This is a genomic window from Anaeromassilibacillus sp. 1001302B_160321_C8 (assembly GCF_015554745.1).
In the GTDB taxonomy this organism is placed as follows: Bacteria; Bacillota; Clostridia; order Oscillospirales; family Acutalibacteraceae; genus Anaeromassilibacillus; species Anaeromassilibacillus stercoravium.
Window position 1 is genome coordinate 134,451 of record NZ_JADNJD010000003.1, and the last position, 23,556, is coordinate 158,006.

Genomic DNA, 23,556 nt, shown 5'->3' on the forward strand with positions numbered 1-23,556 from the left:
AAATTAGTCTTCTCTCAGGTCAAAAAAGAAGGGACTAAGCCAGAATCCCTTGAGTTTCAAGGCCTTTCTGATTTAGTCCCATTATCGCACAACAATCTTTGCACAGCAGGTGGGCCACCTTCCCGGCCTCAATGTCAGCGACCAGGCGTTTCCAGCCCGGACGCTCAAAATTGCCGCCCGACCATCCATCGTCCGTGTAGTGGACAAGGTTGGTGTAGCCCCGCTGCCTTGCATAGCTTTCGAGATACCGTTTCTGGTTCAGAATGGAGTTCGAGTCGCCCGCAACGTCATCGTCACGGGAAAGGCGCTCATAGAGCGCGGTAATTTTTTCTTCCGTCTGTCTGGTTGCCATATCAGGCGCTCCTTTCAGACTGACGGCTCATTTGTGGCAATTCCATTATACCACATTCCCCGTCCATTGCCAGCCCATCATTGCGGATCAGCCGCAAAATTTTATCTTCCATCGTCTCGTTTGCGGTTTCGCTGAGATGGACACGCACCTTGTAGGTGGTCTTGCCGATATGCCGTGTCAAAAAGATGCCCTTTGTTTCTGCCATTGAACCTCTCTTTCTTGCGCCCGGGGCGCAGCCGTTGTATAATGTGAATAGTTCCGTTTTGTGTAACTGCCAATCCGCACAGCTACTTGCGGTGCATCAGCATGGCGTGCTTCCTCCTTTCTCTTGCCCATCAGTCACTTTGTAACCTATTTGTTTGCTATTCGGGTTACTCCCTCTACTGATAGGAGAAAAAGCGGGTGTAAAACGGAACCATTTTCGCAGAAACACAAAATTATTTTTTGAGGGGGCGAGGTCATGGCGCAGATATTGGACGAAGACAGCCTGTTGGATGCAGCGGATGGCTTCGCCGGTTGGGACGACACCCTGGTAGACGACACGCTGGCGCAGGAGCTGGAGCAGGAACGTGCCGTAGAGCTGGAAAGCGAACTGGAGCAGGACGAGCGGCCCATTGACTATAACGCGGAACTGGAGGACGCAGAGGAAGAAGCTGCCCCCACCAGCGAGAAGCGGCTGAAACGGGAGCTGCGGGCCGAGGCGCTGCGACGGTTGGAGGATGCCGCCCGGACGGCGGAGGACTTCGCCGTTGTGGTGGAAGAATGGAACAAGCTCGACCGCAACCGGGAACGCCGGGAACGGGATCACGAAAACCTGCGGGGCGATGTGCCGTTGGAATATCAGGCCGTGCCGGAGCCGAAGATCGTGCCGCGCTGGCTGAATAATCCGGCGATGCGGCAGCTGTGCAGCGGAAATTTCCTGGACATCCTCTTTGACTGTCCCTACGAGATGCACCAGCTGACAGCCAATGCGTTTCTGTCCGGCATGATCGAGGAACTGAGCGAGGAACACAAGGAAATCCTTTATTTTCTCTCCATCCGGTTGTACAGTACCACCCAGCTGGCGCAGTTGCGCGGCCAGTCTGACCGCAACATCCGCAAGGTACGCAACACCATCCGAAAAAAGCTGCAAAAGAAGCTGTACGTCCATCTGTGCCGGATGCAGGACGAGGGCAAAAGTCTGACACTGCGGGAGCGGCAGTTCATGGAGGAATATGCTGCGTTGCTTGGGGAAAAGGGCAAGGACGCTGTGATACGCCGGGAAAACAAGACCAAACGGCGCAAGAAAAAAGCTGTCCTTGACGGCGGCAAGGACAGCGAGTAATATAAAATCAGATATATAAGATTACTGTATAGAGGGTAAGACTATGAAGAATCTGTTTGAACAGTCCCGTTCCCATTGGGTGCGGTATGACCGCTATGAGCTGAAAACCGCCGCCGATGGAAAGCGGTACGTCACACCGGCCAAAGATGCAAAGCCCGATGTGTATAACCCCATGAAGGAAATGCCCGGCATGGTGCTGGATGCTCTCAATGTGGGGATGCTGATGATGGGCCGCAGGACGGATGTGGACGTGGAAACGGAAATATTGGAATTTGTCACAAAGTACGGCCTGCTGGGCCTGATGACGGCGCTGCCCACCACGCCATCCTTCATGGATTACGAGGCGGTCTATCTGCCGAAGAACCACTTCATCAAGGCAGAAACGATGGAGACGGAGGATTATCTGGCGCTGTTCTATCCTTTTGAACAGCTGGACGTGGTAAAAAGGGGCGTGGAATCCGACTGGACGGTTTCCGGCGACCGCACGATGATCGCGCTGACCATGACCTTTGCCGACGAGCCGATGGCGAAAACGATGAGCTTCCAGCGAGAATATGCTGAACCATACGACTGGATCGCCCAACAGTTCAAGGACTGGGCTTTCACGCTGACGACCTCCATTTTGTACTACCACGACTATGACTCCATCGACGAAGGCACCCGGAACCTGTACCGCAAGGCGATGGCGGCCTTTGGCGGGATCGCGCCCAGTTACCATATCGAGCTGCTGGAAAAGCCGACGATTTACTGGGACTTCCACTCGCTTTTGCTGGGTATCCAGATGATGTTCAGCTTCATGCTGGTGGACGAGGCAAGACCGCTGCGGCTGTGCAAGCACTGCCAGAAGGTGTTTATGAGCAGCCGCGCCAACGCCGTTTTTTGCAGCGCACGGTGCAAGAACCAGTATAATGTTTATAAAAGCCGGGGAAAATAGAAAGAACAGGATGGTGACGAAAATGCCTGAGAGCCAGAATACGGAATGGAAAAGCAAGTGGAAGGACGAATATCTCGAATGGATCTGCGGCTACGCCAACGCGCAGGGCGGCAAAATCTATATCGGCTGCGATGACGAAGGGAATGTCGTGGGCCTGCCTAACGCCCGCAAGCTGCTGGAGGACATTCCCAATAAAATCCGGGACGCAATGGGCATTATTGTCGGTGTCAACCTGTTGGACGAGGACGGCAAGGAATACATTGAGATCGACGTGCCGCCGTATCCCATCGGCATCTCCTGCAAGGGCGTCTACTACTACCGCAGCGGCAGCACCCGGCAGATTCTGACCGGCCCGGCGCTGGAGGCCTTCCTCATGCGCAAGCGTGGCGCAACCTGGGACAACTTACCGCTTCCGGCTTTTTCGATGAATGATGTGGACGATGAAGTTGTTGCCCACTTCAAGCAATGGGCCGCCAAAAAGGGACGCATTGACCAAAGCGTGTTGGATGAACCCAAAGATGCGCTGATGGAGAAACTGCACCTGATGAATGGCCCGTATCTGACCAATGCGGCCATGCTCCTTTTCAGCAAAGACCCGGAGAAATGGCAGCTGGGTGCGTATGTGAAAATCGGCTATTTTGAGACGGACGCCGACCTGCTGTATCAGGATGAAATCCACGGCTCCATTCTGGAACAGATCGACAAGATCGTGGAGCTGGTGTATCTCAAGTACATGAGGGCCAAAATCACGTATGAGGGGATGCAGCGGATCGAGCGGTACTTTGTGCCGGAAGAAGCCCTGCGGGAAGCCTTGCTGAACGCCTTATGCCACAAACAGTACCAATCCGGCGTACCCATCCAGATCAGTGTCTACGAAGATAAGCTGTACATCGCCAACTGCGGATGCCTGCCGGAAAACTGGACGCTGGAAAACCTGATGAACAAGCACGCTTCCAGCCCCTACAACCCCAACATTGCCCATGTGTTCTATCTGGCGGGCTTTATTGAGAGCTGGGGACGTGGCATTGAGAAAATCTGCTCTGCTTGTGAAAAGGACGGCGTACCACAGCCGGAATATACCATCAATCCCGGTGACATTATGATAAAATTCACCGCACCGGAAGATCGGGTCATCCGTTCTGTTACCGGCAGGGTGACAGAAAAGGTAACAGATAAGGTGACAGATACGCTGGATGAGACATCACTGAAAATTCTGAATCTCCTTGCCGTCGATCCAGCATACACAACGACTTTCCTTGCCGAAAACCTGTCTCTGAGCCGGAAAACCGTGTCGCTTAGATTAAAAATGCTCAAAGGGGCTGGCTTGATTGAGCGCATCGGTTCCGACCGCAAAGGATACTGGAAGTTGCTGAAATAACGAAAAATGCCCTCACGGCAGGCTTATACGGCTTGCTGTGAGGGCATTGCTGCTTATTCTGCGTACACAAGTTCATGCAGAACGATTTCTTCTGCCCGGCTGTGGATGCCATTTCTCCGGCGCACCCACTCCATCTGATCGGCGGCTTTCAGTGCCTCGGTCACGCCTTCCCGGCGCATCAGGGCAGTCTTGATGATGTCCAGCCGGGTTTTGCAGGCAGCGTCGATCTCTGCCAAATGGGGAAAGAGTTTTTCCGTGAGCAGCAGGATACTGTAAAGGGCCGGACGGTGGTCTTTCAGATAGACACGGCGCATCCGGCCATATTTGCCGATGTGGTACTCCCTTGTGTCTGACAATACGAGATTGGGAATCAGATAATCCCCATATTGGGTGTAGGTCAGTTTCATAACGGCCTCCTTTGTGGGAATGTGTGGAGTTGACAGTTACGGTCAGGTGCAGGGCATCCCTCCTTCATCACAACTGTCTTTTCATTCGCCACAAATGAGCCGCAGTCATGATGTAATTTTCGGTGGTGTAATCCACCCTTTATAAATTACATCATGGGAATGTCATTTGTTGCTTTGAATACCCAGCTTGCAACTGCTATCTTAGCATTTGGTTTCATCACAATGTTTGTACCAATAGCATTTGCTAATACACTATCATCTAGGAACCTCAAATATTCCATGAAGCTCTCTCGGTTCACACAAAAATTAAAGGAATACTTTGGGGCATATTCGACAATAAAGAATTACTCTATCGAACAGTCAATCGCTAGTAAATTTAATGAAGCCAACGTTGACAGCGAGAACGCCAAGTTTGAAGCTGATACTTCGATGTCGTTAGCGAACAACGTGGGAAGTATGTTGTCGTGGTTCATGCAGTTTATGGGTGTAGGCTTAGGGCTAATATACGTTATTCGTGGTGAAATACTTGTCGGAACAGTAATTGCCGCTAGGTCTTTTGCAAGCGATTTGGCATCACCACTTCAAGACATAGTTACGAGCTTAAACTCTATTCGTTCTGTCAAAAAGATTGTTAAGAAAATTGATGAACTGAGTAAAACCGAACCTCAAAGTCAGGAACAAAATTCTGCGGATGCTTTAACTTCTGTAGATGAACAACTTGATGTTCTGTTTAAGGATCTGACCATAGAGGTCGAGGGAAAACATATCATTGACCACTTCTCTTTTACATTTAAGGCAGGCAAAAAGTATTTGATTGTCGGGAAAAATGGCGCCGGCAAGAGCACAATGTTTAAGGCATTGAAGAAGCAGATTCAAAATACCGGTGGGCAAATCTATATTGGCGACAGACCTCTTTCCAGTATTAGCAATGGCGAATTGTCTCGCATTGTCTCTTACTTGAACGAAAATGTTTCCCTTTTCTCCGGCTTGGTTCGTGACAACATTACTCTTTCCAGATCAGATGACCCCACTCGCTTTGAAAGTGCTGTCGCAAATGCTAAAGTAAATGTTGATCTTAACCGAGAAATTGTTGATGGAGGAATCAATGTCTCCAGCGGCGAACAACGACGTATTGAAATTGCAAGAAGCCTTTTTGATTCAGTCAGCATTTTGATATTTGATGAAGTTGTTTCAACATTGGATATCGTCTTTCTTCATGGTATCCTCCGTTTTGTAAAATTTGTTTTTGTCGCCCACTTATTTTCTCCCCCGCTGTGGGTTTGGATTTTTCAGCAAGTCCGACTTCTGTGCAATCTTTTTCAGCCACTTCTTTTCTTCCTCAGACAGCTTCTTGTAATTCAGTTTAAGCCGCTTACAGATAAACGCCAAAGCCGCTTGCTCCGGGTCGCTGTCCTCTCTGGCGGTTTCCTCGGCGGTCTGCAAGAAATCTTCCAGCGGGTTGTCCTCCGGAACGCTGAAAAAATCGTTCTTATGCGCTTCCCGCAGGTCAAAGGCTATCTTGTTTATGTCCTGCTGTATCACATAGCGGCAAAAGCTGTCATCGTCAATATGGGCGGCGACAAGCTGTTTTAACTGCGGGTCGGTCAAGCCGGGATTGTACTGCTTCATAATGGTTGCGCTCATGGTGTCCACTATGGCGTTTGCAGTCTGCACCTGCTTCACCGCCACGCCGTTCACATAGATTTCAAGGTCAGCCATAAGCCGGGGAAAATCCGGGTGTGCCGCCAGTTCACACAAGAGAGAATTGTCCACCCGCCCGCTTTTCAGCAATTCAATCATATCGTCACTCAAACGCAAGTCTGCAAGATCGGTGTTTGGGTGATTTTTGGTTTCGGACAGCCCCAGCAGATAATCAGCGGTCACGCCGTAAAACTTTGCCAGCTTGATAATGGCATAGTGGCTGATGTCCTTGAAGTCCTCCGCTTCATAGCTGCCCAGCGCAGACTTGGAGAGATGGGTTTGCTCCGCAAGTTGTTCCAGCGTCAAGCCACGCTCTACACGCAGGTCTTTCAATCGTTCTTGTATGGATAGTTCCATGCTTCCCCTCCTTGTCTACTCAACAAATATTATTTATTTTCACGCACTACTCGACAAGGATTTCCATAGGCAATTACATTATCGGGAATATCTTTTGTGACGATACTTCCGGCTCCAATTACGACATTATTTCCTATCGTAACGCCAGGCATAATGATAGCTCCACCGCCAATCCATACATTATTTCCGATGATAACTGGCGCTGTCTGTGTTTTACAAAATTCAAATGAACCATCATCCTTAGGCGCTCCAAAACGGTCATTTGCATTTGTTGGGTGAAAAGCTGTGTATATTTGCACATTTGGAGCAATCAAGGCATTATCTCCGATGCGGATAATATTATCGTCTAAAAAAGTACAGTTCATATTTACTTCGCAGTTATTTCCAAAATAAATATTATTGCCATAGTCAACGTAAAAAGGGGCCGTTATCCATAAATTTTTACCTTTTCCGCCAAGCAACTCACTTAAAATTCTTTCTTTTTCTTCAACATCAACAGAGTCTGTTCGATTATAATCCCTTGCTAAATCTTTAGCCTTATGCCATTGAGTTAACAACTCAGCATCCCCACAATCATAAAGTTGTCCTGCCAACATTTTTTCTCTTTCCGTCATAATTAGCCTCCCGAAACCTTGGTTTGTTTCTCTGTTTTTATTATTTTACCACAATTCCGAAAGCGTGGAAATAGCCTGTTTTTTAAGCCGATTTCCTACCTTTCGGATATACGGGACGGGCGGTCATTTAGGTGTAGACTTAGGGTAGTTCATCGATGAACGGCACCTTGAAAACAGAATGACCGTCCGAAAAGGAATACCCCGGCTGGGGAAGCACTGCAAGGAGCCAGCTTCTGGACACTTTGTCCAGAGGTCACTTCGGGACAAGTTGTCCCGAAGTTGCGGGGAGCGTGCCAACGCCGGAACACGCCGCAGGAATGGGGCAGGAAACCTTTTCGGGGAGAACGGCAACGGAAAGCAAAATGGAGGGAACGCATGAGAGATAACCCCTATAAAGACTTGCCGCCGCTGGAACGCAAGCCGGACGGTTCCCTTTACCGCATGACACCGGCGCAGAAGAAACAGGCGGCCAGCCTGATACGCCGGGAGTGCTGTTGCTTTGAGGACGGCAACTGCATTGTCCTTGATGATGGGGACACCTGCACCTGCCCGCAGACAGTTTCTTTCTCGGTCTGCTGTAAGTGGTTCCGCTAGGCGGTCTTGCCGCTGGACGGGACGCTGGAAGCGGAGATTTTCCGGGATAAGGATTGGTATGCTACTCTTTCTATAACAAAACAGAAAGAGGTGTTACACGATATGGACTTGTTAGAAGTAAAAAATATCTCCAAGACATACGGGACAGGCGAAGCTACCGTTCATGCCCTGAAGCAGGCAACCTTTTCCGTTCCAAAAGGAGAATTCGTCGCAGTCGTTGGTGAATCTGGTTCTGGTAAGAGTACGCTCTTAAACATGATCGGAGCACTAGATACCCCTACTTCAGGAAAAGTCATCATTGACGGCAAAGATATTTTCTCGATGAAAGAGCGTAATCTAACCGTTTTCCGCCGCCGGAATATCGGTTTTATTTTTCAGAATTTCAACCTGATCCCGGAGTTAACAGTGGAGCAGAACATCATCTTCCCGGTGCTGCTTGACTACCAGAAACCAAATAAAAAGTATCTGGAGGAATTGTTGACCGTGCTGGGCCTCCAGAAACGCCGCTGCCATCTGCCCAGCCAGCTCTCTGGCGGCCAGCAACAGCGTGTAGCAATTGGACGTGCACTGATTGCCCGCCCAGCACTGGTCTTAGCCGACGAGCCAACCGGCAATCTGGACACGCAGAACACCAGCGAGGTAATTGCCTTGCTAAAAGAAGCTTCCCGGCTGTATGAACAGACCCTTGTGATGATTACGCACAGCCAAAGCATCGCCCAAACCGCCGACCGCATCTTACAGGTATCCGACGGCGTGGTGACCGATTGGGGGAGGTGCCGGGAATGAGAAGTTATTTAAGCTTAATCCCCATCTCCGCAAAGATCCACCGGCGGCAAAACCGAATGACGCTGCTATGCATCATCTTTGCCGTGTTTATGGTAACGGCTATCTTCAGCATGGCAGAAATGGGTGCTCAAATGGAACAAACAAGGTTAGCAGAAAAACACGGCAGCTTTTCCCTTGCTGGCCTGATGGACAGCGCAATGGGGCAGACACTCCTCCTGACAGCAGTGGGAATGTTTCTACTCGTCCTAACCGCTGGGGTGCTCATGATCTCCAGCAGCATCAACACCAGCGTGGCACAGCGGACACAGTTCTTTGGCATGATGCGCTGCATCGGCATGAGTAAGCAGCAGATTATCCGTTTTGTGCGCCTAGAAGCCCTGAACTGGTGCAAAACAGCGGTTCCCATTGGCCTTATTCTCGGTGTCGTCACTTCCTGGGCGATGTGTGCGGCCTTGCGTTTTGTGGTCGGGGAAGAATTCTCAAACATCCCGCTGTTTGGTATCAGCGGGATTGGCATTGGCAGCGGGATTTTGGTCGGCATAATTACGGTTCTGCTGGCGTCGAGAGCGCCGGCAAAACACGCCGCAATGGTGTCCCCTGTTGCGGCGGTCTCTGGGAATCCGGAAAAATCCAGCGCATCGCGCCATCCCGTCCATGCAAGGTTCCTCCGGATTGAAACGGCGCTGGGGATTCATCATGCGGTATCTGCAAAGAAAAATCTGATTTTGATGACAGGTTCTTTTGCACTGAGTATCATTCTATTTTTGAGCTTTTCCGTTTTGATTGATTTTGTCAACCACCTGATGCCGCAGTCAGCGGCAACCTCCGACATCGATATTTCAAGCACCGATGGGGAAAATTCCATCGATAACCGTTTGGCAATGGCACTCCGCAATATGGAAGGCGTTAAACAGGTCTACGGCCGCAGGAGCTGCTTTGCTGTTCCTGCCGGGCTGAATGGTGACACAACTTTGTCCGGCACGGTAGACCTAGTCTCCTTTGATAATTTCGACCTGGAGGCGCTCCAAAAAGATGGTGCCCTCCAATGGGGCAGCGATTTGTCAAAGATCTACGGCGACAGCAGGTATGCCCTTGCCACCTGGGATCAGAACAGCTCTTGGAAAATAGGAGATACCATTTTCATAGGGAATGAGGAACTTACGATTGCCGGCCTGCTCAAATATGACCCGTTCAGCGGAGACGGACTCACCGGCGGAAAAATCACCCTGATCACCTCAGATGAGACGTTTGTCCGTTTGACAGGCGTTACAGACTATTCGCTCATTATGATCCAGACAACTCCCAATGTAACGGATGACGATGTAGCCGCTATCTGCAAGATTGTGGAAGAAAATGGTTATACCTTGAGCGATAAACGAGATCAACGCACTTCCGGCACATATTTTGCATTTGTAACTTGTGTTTATGCCTTTTTGGGAATTATCATGCTGGTTACCGTGCTGAACATTGTCAACAGCATCTCAATGAGCACATCTGCCCGGATCAGACAATATGGTGCTATGCGGGCGGTAGGCATGGACGTCCGCCAACTCTCCAAAATGATTATGGCGGAGGCCTTCACCTATGCTTTTTGGGGATGTGTAATTGGCTGTTCGATTGGCCTGCCTTTCAGCAAAATGATGTATGATTTCCTTATCACTGGCCACTTCCCCTATGCGACCTGGAGCTTACCCATCGGGTCACTGGCCATCATTGTTCTGTTTGTCATTGCTGCGGCTGTACTTGCCGCTTATTCCCCTGCCAAACGGATGCGGACCATGTCGGTGACGGAAACCATCAACGAACTGTGATGACAATAGGTGACGATGCAACTATGGGGAGAACGCTCTGCCATGGCCCAAACCGAAGATTCTCGTACGATCCCCCACTAGATAGCTATAAAACGTCACGTATTTGATGATGTTAACGGAAAACCCAAAACGCTATCGCGATCCTCAGGAAACATTCTTCTCCATAAAGAAGGATGCCGCATAGTAAAAAGAACCCTCCTATTGGAAGGTTCCATTTCGTTATGCTATTCATTTTCGAATACGATTTTGAGTAGGCGCTTCCCAATGCTTGGAAAGATGGAAAGGAAGTACTAAAATGTCAAGAATAAAATCTATCCGTTATATCCTCAGCATTTTGTTGCTATTCGTGGCGGCGGTCTCCGTCTATTTTAGCTTATACACCCTTTCCACGATCCGCCCCGTCTCCGATTATAAAGATATGGGGGTCTATACTTTTATCCCCAATGAAGTCTATCCCAAGCAGGTCCGGAATACCGCTACTGGACGGGCTAGGCGTATGCATCCTACCAAGACGGTCTACGTGGTCTGCTATCAGGCCACAGGCAGCCCTGAATATAAGTACAGATATGAAGCCGGCTCCATCGAAAGTGCCGCGCAAAGGCTCCTGGTTGATGGAAAACCAATCCGCCGGCGCGTCCTCACCATTCCGCAAAAGGATACTTACATCACCATCGACGCAGCTGAAACGATAGAATCTTATTCCACAAAGCAAAAAACCACTTGCTTTATCGTGGCCGGAGCCGCCTCGTCCTATCTTCTGGTCTGGATCCTCGCAAGTATTGTGATCCACAGAAAAAAGACGCGAACCACTGGATAAAAAATTCCTAGAAGCATGCAATATAAACTTATGCAACGGAACGGGAACGCAAAATCGATATATTCGAGAGGAAGCAGAAACTCTTTATACCCATCCGGCAAAACCTGCCGCCTTTCTGCAAAAAGCATAGGGATATTTTTAGCAGTTGCAAATCTCTTGGGAAGGTATCCCTGTGCCTGGTAGGGAAACCTCCATTCTTAAAACGGATGCATAAGGTTTGAACGGATCATCAAATTTTACAATTGATGGGACCGCACACTCCATGTCTCATTTTCATCGACGCAGGTACGACGCAACACGTGCATATGCCCCTGCTGGCTCACCGGACAGATGGAGTAACCTTGGTAGACGAAGCTTGCTCTCTACATAGTCGGCACAGATGCCTGTGCTGGAAAACAAAATCAGGAACAACATCCCTGTTTGAATCCAATAAACCGTTACATCCGTTACCCCATGCACTACAACAGCGGTAAAAGCAGCTGCCAGAAGGATGTTCATATCTGTGCAGATGTGGTTGCGGAAACGCAACCACAACACCTTGCACTGTATAAAAAGATAGATTCCTATCCCACCCGCGCCGAGCAAGCCGTAGTTTAGCAGGGCATCCAACAACAAGTTGTGGCAATGATATGTTTGATACCCGTCAAATACACGATATATCAATTGATAAGAGGTCGGTCCCATACCAAACAACAAGTGCGACTGAATCCCTTGGATTGCCGCGGACCAGATGGACAGGCGCTGTCCAAATGTGCTATCGATCGCTTCCACTCTTGGAAAAAGGATGGGGAATAATAGGCTGAATATAGCCGCTAAGCCAGCAAACGTCAAAAAGGCAGCCATCCATTTGTAATACTTCTTCAAATAGAACAACACCAAAACCGCACACAGCAGTCCCATACACGCCGACATGCTGGCGCAAAGATAAAGCCCTATTAAGTTGATGGCAATCACAACCCCATAAAAAATGCGCTCTTTTGAATTGGTAAAGATGCGATAGAGTGCGATTATCACGAGAAATTCGATCATCATGCCATAGTAATTGGCATTGGAAAACATAGAGACAGGCCGGTAATCCGGAGAGACGGCAAAAGAAGCTGCCTTTTGCACAAATGCAATTGCAGCACAAAATACGCTGGCCACACAGGCTGCATCCATCATCCGGTTAAAAAGAGCCCCCGTCATGACACTCCGCAAATAGAAGGCACAGACAACTGCAGCCAGAACCAACATGCTATAAAGCATCCCCATATAATTGTTGTAAATGGCCGAAACAAAAAAAGGGGCAATCAGTACCCCCATCAGCAGCTTACCATAAGGGGATTCCAAAGCCCTTGTACGCATCCGGTAGTTTACCATCGTCATAACAGCGACAGCGCCTACCGTAACAACGGACACATAAAAAGGAAAAAAGAGAGAGAGAACCAAGGCCATAGGCGCAATGGTATCGACCTCTAATTGTTTGGCCCAACGCAGAAAACGAAACAAAACAGATTCCATTGTCTTGGTGATAGGCCATTCCCCCTTTCTTTAGAAGTAAAGTCCATTCCTATCCTCATATGTCCCCGGCGGCGAAATAAAAAGATGTGTATTGACAGGCATCCATTGGCATGTATAGACCTTTTAATACGATACTCTATTATAGCAGTTTTTTTATTTTGAGCAAGAGAAATATTCGATTGAATCAAATCATAGTTTCCGGCGTTTTTTGGCTATTGCGCCGAATTTATGAACACTTTTTTAACGTTTCTTACAATTCCACCCGTAACTAGCATTTTTTTACGTTCCATAGTATAATCAAGAGGGAATTTGTCCTCTTTTTTCCAAGCATATGGCCCGGCACTTTTTTCCGCTGTACAAGATGTATAAGAGGACGCACGCCCGCCAAAATTTTTATCAGACGTTCCAAGGGAATGGGCAAAGGAGATTGTATGAAGAAACAGGTTGAACCATCTACGAACGCCGTAGAATCCCGTCAGGACTATTGTGAACGCTTTGAACCGAACTATACACAGGGGCTTAATGCACAGCAGGTCCAAATGCGCCAGCAACAGGGCCTTTCGAACGACTCCGGGGAAATCAAAACCAAAACGGTCGGCCAGATTATCCGTGGAAATCTAATAACGCCTTTCAATATTTTAAATGTCATTTTGGCCAGCATGGTATTCCTAGTCGGTTCCTACAAAAACCTCCTGTTTATGGGCGTTGTGATTTGCAATACCCTCATCGGGACCTTACAGGAAATCCGCGCGAAAAAGACCATCGACAAGCTCTCCCTGATTGCTGCTCCGAAAGCGCGCGTCGTCCGTGGCGGCGAAGAGCAGAGCCTACCGGTGGAGGAACTGGTTCTGGATGACATCCTGCGCCTATCCACTGGGAATCAAATCTGCGCAGACTGCATCGTACAATATGGGGCATGCGAGGTAAATGAATCCCTTCTGACTGGCGAAAGCGACCCCGTTGTGAAACAGCCGGGTGACCTTCTCTTTTCCGGTAGTTTTGTTGTCAGCGGCGACTGCTATGCGCGTGTTGAGCATGTAGGGACGGAAAACTACGCTGCCCAAATCACCAACCGTGCGAAGTATCTCAAAAAGCCCAACTCTGAGATCATGACCAGCATCAACAAAATCATTAAAGTGCTCGGTCTTTCTATCATACCCGTTGGAATCGCACTGTTTTATAAGCAATTTGTCATCTCGGCACAGCCCTTCTCGCAAGCTGTGGTCAGCACTGTGGCCGCATTGATTGGTATGATCCCTGAAGGATTGGTGCTGCTCACCAGCGTGGTGTTGGCGGTCAGTGTGATCCGGCTCTCCCGTTACAACGCCCTTGTGCAGGATCTATATTCTATTGAAACATTGGCCCGTGTGGATGTCCTTTGCTTGGATAAAACAGGAACGATCACGGAAGGAACCATGCAAGTAGATGGCATCGAACCGCTCTGTCCCATCGCGCAGACACAAGTGGAGGATGCGATTGCAGCGGTAACGAATGCATTGAATGACGAAAATCCTACTTCCCTAGCCATGAAACAAATGGGGTTTGCCGTTCCGGATTGGCAGTGTACTGGTACGGTTCCGTTCTCCTCTGCGCGCAAATGGAGTGGTGCAAGCTTCCAAAATGTGGGAACCTTTCTGATTGGGGCTGCGGAATTCGTTCTGGGTGAACGTTTCGAGCCTTTGCGGGAAAAGGTGGAGGCCTACGCCGTACAGGGGCAGCGCGTGCTGCTTCTAGCTTATTCCCAGAATTCCTTCCGTGAGCAGGAGCTCCCAAAGGAAATTGCCCCCATCGCCCTTCTGCTTTTGAGCGATAAGATCCGTGACAACGCCCGTGAAACACTGGAGTACTTTGCAGATCAGGGCGTGGATATCAAAGTGATCTCAGGCGATAATGCTGTGACCGTAGCCAATATCGCCAAGCGCGCAGGGCTGGAAAAGGCCGATCGTTTTGTGGACGCCACAACCCTAAAATCCTACGACGATATCCGGCAAGCCGCAGAAGAATACACCGTGTTCGGTCGCGTCACGCCGCAGCAAAAGCTCGATCTGGTCAAGGCGCTTAAGGAACAGAAACATACAGTTGCCATGACAGGCGATGGCGTAAACGATGTGCTGGCTCTAAAAGAGAGCGATTGCAGTATAGCAATGGCCTCCGGAAGCGATGCTGCCCGCACGGTCTCGCAGCTTGTGCTCTTGGACTCCAACTTCGCCAGCATGCCGCGCATCGTACAGGAGGGCCGGCGTTCTATTAATAACCTCCAGCGCTCTTCCTCCCTGTTCCTGGTAAAATCCATTTTTTCCGCCATCATTGCCGTTTGCTTCATCTTCCTGCAATGTGACTATCCGTTCCAACCGATCCAGTTCACCCTTATTAATACCTTTACCATCGGTATTCCATCCTTCATTTTGGCCTTGGAGCCCAATAAAGATCGTATTCGCGGAAGCTTCTTGGTCAATATTATCCGCAAATCTCTCCCAGGCGCGTTTACAATGGTTGCGAATGTCCTATTGTTGGTGGCGATCTCTCTGTTCCTCCATCTGCCCAATGAACAAATCTCAACCTTGGCGGTTATCCTGACTGGCTTCACGGGTCTTCTGACCTTGTTAAAGGTCTGTATGCCATTCAATCTACTGCGTACTGCCCTATATACGCTCATGGTGGTCGGGTTTGTCATGGCCATGCTGTTCTTCCAATCGCTATTCTCCCTTGTGGACCTCACCATTCCTATGATCGTAGTCCTAGTTCCGCTGCTACTCTTTGCAATCTGCATGATGAGCGCTGTGCTACATGTGATCGAACGCATCATCATGCGCAATGCAGAGTAATAGGGGATGCAACGCTAAAATTTCCAGAGCTTTAAATCCCCCTGTCGCAGCTGGCAAAAAGGCCGGCCCTACAGATTCCAAACGCCGTTGGAACCTGTAGGGCCGGTCCTTTTCTGTGCCTTCAGGACTCTTCGTTCTGGGAGACCTCTTCGATCCACTCTGAAATTTTTAAAAATGGTTCATAATCCGATTCAACATACCAGCTATCATAGCTATGCCCACGGTTGGTACAAACTGCTAGTATGTAGGGTTCCGGCGCGTAAATAATCGCAACGTCGTGCATCGCACCCTCCCAGGAACCAAGCTTCCGCGCCATGGGATATTCCGAGCGCAACATGGGCTGTTCGGTATGGAGCATGTCCTCCTTCAGTTTGGCTCCATTGGGGGAACCGCTTTCCGCATAACGATAAATTGCTTCCGCGATGATACCAGCGTCATGTGCGCAGATATTTCCGCGGATGGCCGCCCCTTCGCCCAATGAATCCATCGAGTTCTCATGAAGCAACCCCAATGTCCGCACAAATTGTTTAAATCCATCCGTAGGGACGGCTTCACGGACCATCAAAAAAGCGTTATTGTCGCTGTAACGGATGGTATATTCCAAAAGCTGTGCAAGCGTGTATTGGGTCCCCACAGGTTGCTCTTGGAGATAACCTGTTCCTCCCAAGCGATGGCGGGATTCATAGGTGTATGTCTGAGAGAGATCCACCGTTTCTGCATCGGCAAGTTGGTAAACATAGAGCGCATAGGGAGCCTTGACCACGCTGGCGATATAATATTCCGTCTCGTCATCAAAAGAATAGGTATTCCCGCGGGCCAAACTCTTATAATAGACCGACACGCCGCCTCCCAGTGAAGCGATGTGTTCATCCAACCATGCCGCCTCCTCCGGCGTAACGCTCGGCCCTGGTTCTTCCTGCACTTCCTTTGCCGTTTCAGATGGAAGAGCCTCAGAAGAAAGTTCTTCCTGCGTGTTACTCAAAACTTCCCCCACTCCATCTAAGGCATTTTGTAGAAAATCAGCCGAAAGCAAAAGGGGGTTTTGCCTTGCGAGCGATGTATCACGGATTTCTATGAAAAGAACGCCAAAAAGGATCAAAAGCATAACAGCAATCCCACCAGCCAGCCAGCCCTTCCTTTTATATTTTCTGTACACCGGGCATCCTCCTTTTCCTTCCAATCGATCCACACATTTCCTATCCCAATATGCTATATAAGATCTATTTTCTATTATATTCTGCATCTTTTCAGACCGCAAGTATCTTGAAAACAAAAAACAGCTATCCTACTGGACAGCCGTTTTCAAAACACCGTATTCAAAAATTTTACAGGTCGTCTGCATCCTGAACAGGATATATGTCGTCCGCCGGCGTGCCGGTATAGCTGCCACCGACATCCGAAGGGATGCTCCCCTTGTTCATTTCTGGAAGTGCGCTTGCCGCACGTTCGGCCCGTTGTTCGGCTTTGGAAGAGGTCCTCATCTGCACCTGATCCATCGCCTGTTTTTTTCGATTCTTCATGTTTCATCACCCCATGGTTAGTATATCCCATACAAGGGAAAATATCCGGGGCAACTACACCAGCGGGGATATCATATCTAGCAATCCCTCTCCCTCACCGGGCCTGCTGGGGCGATGGCCGGAGTCCTTCCGTCAAATCTTTGACGGCCTCCGCTGCTAAAAGGAACCCCGCAACCGGCGGGACAAACGCCACGCTCCCAGGCGTCTGCCTGCGAGGGGAGTCCTCCTGCAAATCGGGATTTTCTTCCCGCGGGACCGGCTCTTCCCGTGAGTAAACAACTTTCAGGGACGATACTCTCCGCTTTTTCAGTTCGCGGCGCATTACCCGGCACAAGGGGCATACAGAAGTCTCATAGATGTCCGCCACTTCAAACCGGGAAGGGTCCAATTTGTTGCCCGTGCCCATGCTGCTGATAATTGGGATCTCCTTCCTCTGTGCCACCTCCACCAGGGCCAGCTTTGCGGACACCGTATCGATAGCGTCTATAATGTAATCACAGCCGTCTAAAAAATCGCAAGGGGTATCCGGGAGGAAAAACAACGGGAAGGTCTGGATATCCGCAGCGGGATGGATACGCAGCGCGCGTTCCCGCATCACATCCACCTTTTTCCTGCCCAACGTCGAGTGGTCGGCAAGAATCTGGCGGTTGATGTTGGTCAGGCTCACCACATCATTGTCAATGAACAAAAGGTGGCCGACGCCAGTTCGCACCAGCGCTTCTGCGGCAAAGCTGCCCACGCCGCCCAACCCGAACACCGCGACCCGGCTATTTTTCAATTTTTCCATGCTGCTTGCACCCAGCAAAATCTGGGAGCGTGAAAACTCATTGCGCATCCTTGTCCCCTCCTGGCAAAAACACTGCTGCCACCGTCTGGAAAAGCACGGAAAGATCATATAAAGGGGATACGTGCTCCAGATATTCCAAATTTAGCTCCATTTTGGGCGGCAAAATCTGCTCCGCATATACCTTTTCCGGGTCCTCCGCCGCATCGAGCAGTTGATCCTCATCTTTAAAAGCAATGCTGGAAGGGGCAGTGACGCCAGGCCGCACCAGCAGGGTAGCCATTTGCTCCGGTGTATAGAGGTCGACATATTTGCGCACTTCCGGCCGCGGCCCAACCAAGCTCATTGTCCCGTTCAAAACATTCAGCAGCTGGGAAAACTCATCCAGCCGCAAGCGGCGGATGAACTTCCCTACACGGGTAATTCGCGGATCTTCCCCTGTCGTGACAGCAGGACCGATCTGATCCGCATTTTGGACCATGGTGCGGAACTTAAAAATTTTGAAATCTTGATTGTAGCGCCCCACACGGACCTGACGGTAAAAGACTGGCCCCTTGGAGTCCAGTTTGACTGCGGCAGCCAGGATCAATAAAAAGGGAGAGAGGATAACCAGCATCAAAAAGGAAGCTACAATATCCATCAGCCGCTTCAAAATCAGAGAACCCTTTTTTTTCTGAAGCAGATCCCAGTAAGGCTTTATAGCACCCTCCTGCATCGCTTTGGGCAACTCTTCGTATTTCATGATCAATGCTCCAACTTTCTTTTGATTTAGATTTGGGAGTACCAATATTCTATAAAATAAGACCAGCCTTTTTCTTGAGCAGAAGCTTTCATATATGGTCTCATGCTCTCCCAGCACTCAAAAATGCTCCATTTTTCCAAACGTGTGAGGTTATTATACCATAAAACCCCCTATGGGACAAATCTATCGGCATAGTTACTAACTTCATTCTTTGCAGATTCTACAGAAAAAACGCTATATGCTCCTTTACAATTTATCCAAATAAATGTTATAATAAATTAAGATTATAATTAAACTTGACTTGTATAAGAAAGTGGCCAACCAGGGCCGATCGCTTCAAAAGCTTAAAGGCAAACAATGCAATAGCGTGAAAGACTTTATCCGAACGGAATCAGGGCGGCTTGGCGATGGAGCATCCAGTCCTTTTATGGATGCATCTACTTGCTTTCCGGGGACCGGTACATATAGGAAAAGGCAAGTTCCGGTCTCTTATAACGCATGCATGGAGGAATTTGAAACGGCATGCGGCTGGGAAAGAAGACCGGACGTTGCACAAAAACAACGCGCTCCGGCACAAGGGCCCAGAAATGCGTGTGCTGTCTCCCCTTTTCCGTCTCAAAAAGCTGCCCTTGGAGCTGGTCGCACTTTCTATATGAAAACACAAGGAGGACATGAAAATGGCATACTATCTTGGCATTGACCTCGGCGGAACCAACATAGCCGTAGGCGTGGTGGACGAAAATTATCAAATTATTGGACGTGGAAAGAATAAGACCCGCGTCCCCTGTTCCTCGGAAGAGATGTGTGAACAGCTCGCAGTGACGGCCTTTGCCGCTCTGGAGGATGCAGGCGTTACGATCGACGACATCCCGTGGGTGGGAATCGGTACCCCTGGCACGGTCAACCGTGAATTGGGTGTTGTAGAATTTTCCAACAACCTGTATTTTAATAATTTCCCGTTGAAGCGTATGCTGCAAGAGCGCATGAAAAAAGAGGTTATCGTGGAGAACGACGCAAATGCAGCCGCCTATGGGGAATATCAGGCGGGTGCATTGAAGGGTGCGCGGAACGCTTTGGCGATCACATTGGGAACCGGCGTAGGAAGCGGCATCATCATTGACGGGAAAATCTATTCCGGTTCCAACTTCTGCGCTGGCGAAATGGGCCACACGGTCATTGTGTTTAACGGCCGCCATTGTTCCTGCGGACGCGACGGATGCTGGGAGCGCTATTCCTCCGCAACGGGCCTGATCATCAGCACAAAAGAGGCTATGCTTGCCAATCCAGACAAGGAGAGCCCCATCTGGAAACTGGTCGACGGAAACCTTGACAATGTAAACGGCCGTACAGCGTTCGACGCTATGCGTGCAGGCGACCCGGTCGGCAAGAAGGTTGTCGATGAATACATCGCTTACCTCGGCTGCGGTTTGGCTAACTGCGTCAATACCCTCCAACCGGACATTCTGTGCATCGGCGGCGGCATCTGCAACGAGGGTGAAACCCTGTTGGCCCCTGTGCGCGAATATGTAGACCGTGAGCAGTACGGCGGCGCAAAGGTGCGCACGAAGATCTGCAAGGCACAGCTCGGCAACGACGCAGGCATCATCGGTGCGGCACTTCTGGGCAAATAATCTCTATTTTTGCATTTCCAATTTTATTTGAGAAGGATTTGGATATGAGTATTGAACAAAAGATCTTTGGCAGCTTGCCGGACGGGACAAAAATTCATCTATATACGTTGACAAATACCAACGGTGTGCGCATTCAGGCAATGGAATACGGTGCGCGCGTTGTCGGCATTCAGGTGCCAGACCGCAAGGGGAATTTGGGCAATGTGGTCCTGGGCCACGACACACTGGAGGAATACCTCGCGGACGGCGATTTCCTCGGTGCAGCGGTCGGCCGGTATGCCAACCGCATTGCAGGTGGAAAAGCAGAGATCGACGGGACGCTCTATTCCCTAAGCCAGAACGAAAATGGCAACACTCTGCACGGCGGTTTCCAGGGCTTCCATCAGAAGGCTTGGCGGCTGAAATGCAGCAACAACGACGACGAAGCGCCTTCGATCACCTTTGCCTATCGCAGTGCGGACGGCGAGGAGGGCTTCCCTGGGAATCTCGACGTCTCCATCTGCTACACCTTGACGACGGACAACGCCCTGGTGATCGACTATACAGCGAAAACCGATGTATCCACACTCGTAAATTTGACCAATCACAGCTTCTTTAATCTGACGGGCGATCCTGCTAGGGATATCCTTTCCCATGAATTGCAGATCCACGCAGATTTTGTGACCGCTGCGGGCGAGGGCCTGATTCCTACCGGCGAATTGGTCCCGGTAGCCGGTACCCCGGCGGATTTCCGCAAGGCAAAAACGATCGGACAGGATATTCGGGCCAACGACCCGTTCTTGCGCCAGTGCAACGGCTACGATCACAATTTTGTCTTGGCTGGGGAGCCTGGCCGGAAGAAGGCGGCGGAGGTTTACGACCAGTCTACGGGGCGCGTCATGCTGGTGTTCACCGACATGCCCGGCATGCAGCTCTACACGGCAAACGGCTTTTCCGAGGGCGTTTGTGCCAATGGCGGCGTTCCCCTTCAGGCACACCATGCGCTCTGCCTGGAGACGCAGTTCTTCCCGGATTCACCTCACCACGCCAATTTCCCCAGTGCTGTCCTCCATCCCGGCGAAGTATACCGGCATACCACCACATACAAATTTGAGGTGCGAAAATAAAAGCACATCGTTTTCAATAAGGATTGGCTATATACAAAGATTCCACGCTCTGGAAGTAAATTGCTTCCAGAGCGTTTGCTTTATCTCTTGGAAACCACTCGCCCATGGGTAGTCTTCAAGAGATAATCACAACCACTAGAAAACTAGTGGTTTGCTCAGACCCCAGAGGGGTCAGTACTTGCTGACCCCTGGAAGGGGTACTGAAAAATATCATCGCATCGTTTTCCCTGCTACTGGTAAACCAGTTCTCTTTGGTACTTCATAGCATTCTGCGAGAGGGACACTTTTCGCGAAAATTCCCGCCTTCCTTTCAGAACCTCCGTACCATTCTTTTTCCTTTGAAGAACAAACGGTTTTTTTACTTTTTCTTTTGCCAAGGTTTTTTACCTACCCCCGGTAGAACCGGGGGTTTTGTCATGCTGAAAGCGATAAAAAAACCGGCGCGGCAGGTCTGCCCTGCTACGCCGGTTTGCTGTATCCATAAAGTTTATCGAAAAACGCTACTACCGCTTTTTATTTCTTCAAGACCTCTTTTACGACCTCCGCCACATGGTCTGCGCACAAGCCGAAATCCTTGAGCAGATCCACCGCCGGGCCGGAATAGCCAAAGCGGTCGTTTACACCGATCTTTGTCACCGGAACCGGGTTTTCACGGATTGCTTCGCACACTGCGTCGCCCAGGCCGCCAATGATGCTGTGCTCTTCCGCTGTTACAATGTGGCCGGTCTCCGCCGCCGCTTTGCGCAGCAGTTCTGCATCAATTGGCTTAATGGTGTGAATATTGATCACACGCGCGTCGATCCCCGCTTCTGCGAGCTGCTCCGCTGCCTTAAGGGATTCGCCCACCATCAGGCCCGTCGCCACAATGGTGATGTCCTTGCCGTCGCGCAGGGTTACACCCTTGCCCAGCTCAAACTGATAGCTTTCATCGTTGATCGTCTCAATGGCCAGGCGGCCCAAACGCACATAGACCGGGCCGTTATATGCAGCGATCGCCTTAACCGCGGCCTTCATCTCATAATAGTCAGCCGGATTCACCACTGTCATTCCCGGAATGGTACGCATCAATGCGATATCTTCGCAGCATTGATGGGTCGCGCCGTCCTCACCGACGGAAATTCCAGCATGGGAACCGCCGATCTTGACATTCAAGTGCGGATAGCCGATCGAATTGCGCACCTGCTCATAGGCACGGCCCGTAGCAAACATGGCAAAAGAGCTGGCAAACGGGAGCATTCCGGCCGCAGCAAGCCCAGCGGCGACGCCCATCATGTTCCCCTCTGCGATCCCGCAGTCGAAGAAGCGCTCCGGGTGCGCCTTCTTAAACATACCGGATTTCGTGGCGGCCGCCAAGTCCGCGTCGAGCACCACCAAATTTGGGTATTCGTCCATGAGCTCAACCAGAGCTTCGCCGTAGCCGTCTCTGGTCGCCTTCTTGATTACATCCGCCATTTATTCCACCTCCAATGCCGCAAGCGCCTGCTTAAGGTCCTGCATCGCAACTTCATACTGCTCTTGGTTGGGGGCGGTGCCGTGCCAGCCCACCTGGTTTTCCATAAAGGAGACGCCTTTGCCCTTCACCGTCTTTGCGATGATGACACAGGGCTTGCCCTTCACTTCGCGTGCATGGGCAAACGCCTCTTCAATCGCATCGAAATCGTGGCCATCAATGATGACAGCGTCAAATCCAAATGCGCGGAACTTCTCGTCGATCGGGTACGGGCTGCAAACCTCATCCAGCGTGCCGTCGATCTGGAGGTCGTTGTTGTCCACAATCAGGCAGAGGTTGTCCAATTTTTTGTGGGACGCGAACATCGCAGCCTCCCACACTTGGCCCTCTTCGATTTCGCCGTCGCCCAGCATGGAATACACGCGATAATCCTTGCCCATGATCTTCGCCGCTAACGCCATGCCGCAGGCCGTAGATACGCCTTGGCCCAGGGAACCCGTGCTCATATCAATGCCGGGAGTGTCCAACATGTTGGGATGCCCCTGTAACATCGCACCAATATGGCGCAGCTTTTGCAGCTCTTCCATCGGGAAATACCCCTTGAGCGCCAATGTCGCATACAGTGCCGGGCAGCAATGCCCCTTTGAGAGCACAAAACGATCCCGGTCTTCGTCCGCCGGACGAGTGGGATCCACGCGCATCTCTTTAAAGTAGAGATAGGTCAGCACGTCTGCTGCGGAGAGAGAGCCGCCCGGATGTCCGGATTTTGCATGATAAACTCCCTCAATCGCGCCCATACGGATTTTACAGGCCGCAATTTGCAGGTCTTTCTTTTCTGCTGTATTCATAATGTCCTCCCTTGAAATGATATGAGAAACAACCGCCATTATTATAGCGCATCAACGCAGAAAATGCAATTTTCG

General features: G+C 50.2%; 21 protein-coding genes and 2 pseudogenes. 11 read left to right on the forward strand and 12 right to left on the reverse strand.

Features of this window, described 5'->3' with window-relative positions:
• Positions 1–82: 82 nt before the first annotated feature.
• A pseudogene (locus I2E77_RS03420) lies at positions 83–352 on the reverse strand (recombinase family protein); the annotation flags it as partial.
• A 1-nt stretch (position 353) separates the two neighbouring features.
• Positions 354–557, reverse strand: a complete 204-nt coding sequence (locus I2E77_RS03425; RefSeq protein WP_015573777.1) for a transposon-encoded TnpW family protein — start codon at positions 555–557, stop codon at positions 354–356.
• A 255-nt stretch (positions 558–812) separates the two neighbouring features.
• Between I2E77_RS03425 and I2E77_RS03430 the strand changes: the two genes are divergently transcribed.
• The 3 genes from I2E77_RS03430 to I2E77_RS03440 are packed head-to-tail and all read left to right on the forward strand — an operon-like array spanning position 813 to position 3,988.
• Entirely contained in the window at positions 813–1,676 is an 864-nt protein-coding gene (locus I2E77_RS03430) for a sigma-70 family RNA polymerase sigma factor (RefSeq protein WP_195450640.1), read from the forward strand.
• A 43-nt stretch (positions 1,677–1,719) separates the two neighbouring features.
• Positions 1,720–2,610, forward strand: a complete 891-nt coding sequence (locus I2E77_RS03435) for a hypothetical protein (RefSeq protein WP_195450641.1) — start codon at positions 1,720–1,722, stop codon at positions 2,608–2,610.
• 22 nt (positions 2,611–2,632) lie between these two features.
• Positions 2,633–3,988, forward strand: coding sequence for an ATP-binding protein (locus I2E77_RS03440; protein ID WP_195450642.1), 1,356 nt, complete (start codon positions 2,633–2,635; stop codon positions 3,986–3,988).
• Between the two features lie 53 nt (positions 3,989–4,041).
• Here the strand turns inward: I2E77_RS03440 and I2E77_RS03445 are convergent, their stop codons facing one another.
• The gene (locus I2E77_RS03445) at positions 4,042–4,395 is read right to left on the reverse strand and encodes a TnpV protein (RefSeq protein WP_195450643.1); all 354 of its coding nucleotides are present in this window, start codon (positions 4,393–4,395) and stop codon (positions 4,042–4,044) included.
• 159 nt (positions 4,396–4,554) lie between these two features.
• Here I2E77_RS03445 and I2E77_RS14225 point away from each other — a divergent pair.
• Positions 4,555–5,571, forward strand: a pseudogene (locus tag I2E77_RS14225) (ATP-binding cassette domain-containing protein); the annotation flags it as partial.
• An 81-nt stretch (positions 5,572–5,652) separates the two neighbouring features.
• Here the strand turns inward: I2E77_RS14225 and I2E77_RS13845 are convergent.
• Both I2E77_RS13845 and I2E77_RS03455 read right to left on the reverse strand, forming a co-directional pair.
• Entirely contained in the window at positions 5,653–6,453 is an 801-nt protein-coding gene (locus I2E77_RS13845) for a helix-turn-helix domain-containing protein (protein ID WP_243252510.1), read from the reverse strand.
• Positions 6,454–6,482: 29 nt separating this feature from the next.
• Complete coding sequence (locus tag I2E77_RS03455; RefSeq protein ID WP_087200398.1) at positions 6,483–7,067, reverse strand: sugar O-acetyltransferase; 585 nt, start codon at positions 7,065–7,067, stop codon at positions 6,483–6,485.
• Positions 7,068–7,442: 375 nt separating this feature from the next.
• Between I2E77_RS03455 and I2E77_RS03460 the strand changes: the two genes are divergently transcribed.
• The 4 genes from I2E77_RS03460 to I2E77_RS03475 all read left to right on the forward strand — a co-directional run bounded on the left by I2E77_RS03460 (position 7,443) and on the right by I2E77_RS03475 (position 11,075).
• Positions 7,443–7,661 (forward strand): cysteine-rich VLP protein, encoded by a 219-nt coding sequence (locus I2E77_RS03460; protein ID WP_442858916.1) that lies wholly within the window; start codon positions 7,443–7,445, stop codon positions 7,659–7,661.
• Positions 7,662–7,763: 102 nt separating this feature from the next.
• Positions 7,764–8,447 (forward strand): ABC transporter ATP-binding protein, encoded by a 684-nt coding sequence (locus tag I2E77_RS03465; RefSeq protein ID WP_195450665.1) that lies wholly within the window; start codon positions 7,764–7,766, stop codon positions 8,445–8,447.
• Entirely contained in the window at positions 8,444–10,258 is a 1,815-nt protein-coding gene (locus tag I2E77_RS03470) for an ABC transporter permease (protein WP_195450645.1), read from the forward strand. Before I2E77_RS03465 ends, I2E77_RS03470 begins: the two co-directional genes overlap by 4 nt.
• 295 nt (positions 10,259–10,553) lie before the next feature.
• Positions 10,554–11,075: a hypothetical protein gene (locus I2E77_RS03475; RefSeq protein ID WP_087234748.1), complete on the forward strand. Its 522-nt coding sequence runs from the start codon at positions 10,554–10,556 to the stop codon at positions 11,073–11,075.
• Positions 11,076–11,348: 273 nt separating this feature from the next.
• Here the strand turns inward: I2E77_RS03475 and I2E77_RS03480 are convergent, their stop codons facing one another.
• A complete protein-coding gene (locus tag I2E77_RS03480; protein ID WP_140400389.1) occupies positions 11,349–12,563 on the reverse strand; it encodes an O-antigen ligase family protein in 1,215 nt (404 codons plus the stop codon).
• Between the two features lie 443 nt (positions 12,564–13,006).
• On the opposite strand from I2E77_RS03480, the gene I2E77_RS03485 reads away from it, so the two are divergent.
• A complete protein-coding gene (locus tag I2E77_RS03485; RefSeq protein ID WP_087234746.1) occupies positions 13,007–15,400 on the forward strand; it encodes a cation-translocating P-type ATPase in 2,394 nt (797 codons plus the stop codon).
• Positions 15,401–15,521: 121 nt separating this feature from the next.
• Here the strand turns inward: I2E77_RS03485 and I2E77_RS03490 are convergent, their stop codons facing one another.
• From I2E77_RS03490 to I2E77_RS03505, 4 genes are all read right to left on the reverse strand, one after another.
• Positions 15,522–16,382, reverse strand: a complete 861-nt coding sequence (locus I2E77_RS03490) for a serine hydrolase (protein WP_195450646.1) — start codon at positions 16,380–16,382, stop codon at positions 15,522–15,524.
• Between the two features lie 343 nt (positions 16,383–16,725).
• Positions 16,726–16,920, reverse strand: a complete 195-nt coding sequence (locus I2E77_RS03495) for a hypothetical protein (RefSeq protein WP_087234744.1) — start codon at positions 16,918–16,920, stop codon at positions 16,726–16,728.
• Positions 16,921–17,014: 94 nt separating this feature from the next.
• A complete protein-coding gene (locus tag I2E77_RS03500) occupies positions 17,015–17,755 on the reverse strand; it encodes a tRNA threonylcarbamoyladenosine dehydratase (protein ID WP_087234743.1) in 741 nt (246 codons plus the stop codon).
• Positions 17,745–18,446, reverse strand: coding sequence for a sugar transferase (locus I2E77_RS03505; RefSeq protein ID WP_243252511.1), 702 nt, complete (start codon positions 18,444–18,446; stop codon positions 17,745–17,747). Before I2E77_RS03505 ends, I2E77_RS03500 begins: the two co-directional genes overlap by 11 nt.
• A 677-nt stretch (positions 18,447–19,123) precedes the next feature.
• Between I2E77_RS03505 and I2E77_RS03510 the strand changes: the two genes are divergently transcribed.
• Positions 19,124–20,077 (forward strand): ROK family protein, encoded by a 954-nt coding sequence (locus I2E77_RS03510; protein WP_087234741.1) that lies wholly within the window; start codon positions 19,124–19,126, stop codon positions 20,075–20,077.
• A gap of 44 nt (positions 20,078–20,121) precedes the next feature.
• The gene (locus tag I2E77_RS03515) at positions 20,122–21,183 is read left to right on the forward strand and encodes an aldose epimerase family protein (RefSeq protein ID WP_195450647.1); all 1,062 of its coding nucleotides are present in this window, start codon (positions 20,122–20,124) and stop codon (positions 21,181–21,183) included.
• 513 nt (positions 21,184–21,696) lie between these two features.
• On the opposite strand, the gene I2E77_RS03520 is transcribed toward I2E77_RS03515, so the two are convergent.
• Together I2E77_RS03520 and I2E77_RS03525 are read right to left on the reverse strand one after the other, a co-directional pair.
• The gene (locus I2E77_RS03520) at positions 21,697–22,635 is read right to left on the reverse strand and encodes a transketolase family protein (protein WP_087234739.1); all 939 of its coding nucleotides are present in this window, start codon (positions 22,633–22,635) and stop codon (positions 21,697–21,699) included.
• Positions 22,636–23,520: a transketolase gene (locus I2E77_RS03525; protein WP_087234738.1), complete on the reverse strand. Its 885-nt coding sequence runs from the start codon at positions 23,518–23,520 to the stop codon at positions 22,636–22,638. It lies immediately after the preceding gene.
• Positions 23,521–23,556: the final 36 nt, after the last annotated feature.

Bases quoted from the DNA above. Each gene is read 5' to 3' on its own strand.
- I2E77_RS03425 (WP_015573777.1), bottom strand. From the start codon at position 557: ATGGCAGAAACAAAGGGCATCTTTTTGACACGGCATATCGGCAAGACC.
- I2E77_RS03430 (WP_195450640.1), top strand. From the start codon at position 813: ATGGCGCAGATATTGGACGAAGACAGCCTGTTGGATGCAGCGGATGGC.
- I2E77_RS03435 (WP_195450641.1), top strand. From the start codon at position 1,720: ATGAAGAATCTGTTTGAACAGTCCCGTTCCCATTGGGTGCGGTATGAC.
- I2E77_RS03440 (WP_195450642.1), top strand. From the start codon at position 2,633: ATGCCTGAGAGCCAGAATACGGAATGGAAAAGCAAGTGGAAGGACGAA.
- I2E77_RS03445 (WP_195450643.1), bottom strand. From the start codon at position 4,395: ATGAAACTGACCTACACCCAATATGGGGATTATCTGATTCCCAATCTC.
- I2E77_RS13845 (WP_243252510.1), bottom strand. From the start codon at position 6,453: ATGGAACTATCCATACAAGAACGATTGAAAGACCTGCGTGTAGAGCGT.
- I2E77_RS03455 (WP_087200398.1), bottom strand. From the start codon at position 7,067: ATGACGGAAAGAGAAAAAATGTTGGCAGGACAACTTTATGATTGTGGG.
- I2E77_RS03460 (WP_442858916.1), top strand. From the start codon at position 7,443: ATGAGAGATAACCCCTATAAAGACTTGCCGCCGCTGGAACGCAAGCCG.
- I2E77_RS03465 (WP_195450665.1), top strand. From the start codon at position 7,764: ATGGACTTGTTAGAAGTAAAAAATATCTCCAAGACATACGGGACAGGC.
- I2E77_RS03470 (WP_195450645.1), top strand. From the start codon at position 8,444: ATGAGAAGTTATTTAAGCTTAATCCCCATCTCCGCAAAGATCCACCGG.
- I2E77_RS03475 (WP_087234748.1), top strand. From the start codon at position 10,554: ATGTCAAGAATAAAATCTATCCGTTATATCCTCAGCATTTTGTTGCTA.
- I2E77_RS03485 (WP_087234746.1), top strand. From the start codon at position 13,007: ATGAAGAAACAGGTTGAACCATCTACGAACGCCGTAGAATCCCGTCAG.
- I2E77_RS03495 (WP_087234744.1), bottom strand. From the start codon at position 16,920: ATGAAGAATCGAAAAAAACAGGCGATGGATCAGGTGCAGATGAGGACC.
- I2E77_RS03500 (WP_087234743.1), bottom strand. From the start codon at position 17,755: ATGCGCAATGAGTTTTCACGCTCCCAGATTTTGCTGGGTGCAAGCAGC.
- I2E77_RS03505 (WP_243252511.1), bottom strand. From the start codon at position 18,446: ATGAAATACGAAGAGTTGCCCAAAGCGATGCAGGAGGGTGCTATAAAG.
- I2E77_RS03510 (WP_087234741.1), top strand. From the start codon at position 19,124: ATGGCATACTATCTTGGCATTGACCTCGGCGGAACCAACATAGCCGTA.
- I2E77_RS03515 (WP_195450647.1), top strand. From the start codon at position 20,122: ATGAGTATTGAACAAAAGATCTTTGGCAGCTTGCCGGACGGGACAAAA.
- I2E77_RS03520 (WP_087234739.1), bottom strand. From the start codon at position 22,635: ATGGCGGATGTAATCAAGAAGGCGACCAGAGACGGCTACGGCGAAGCT.
- I2E77_RS03525 (WP_087234738.1), bottom strand. From the start codon at position 23,520: ATGGCGGTTGTTTCTCATATCATTTCAAGGGAGGACATTATGAATACA.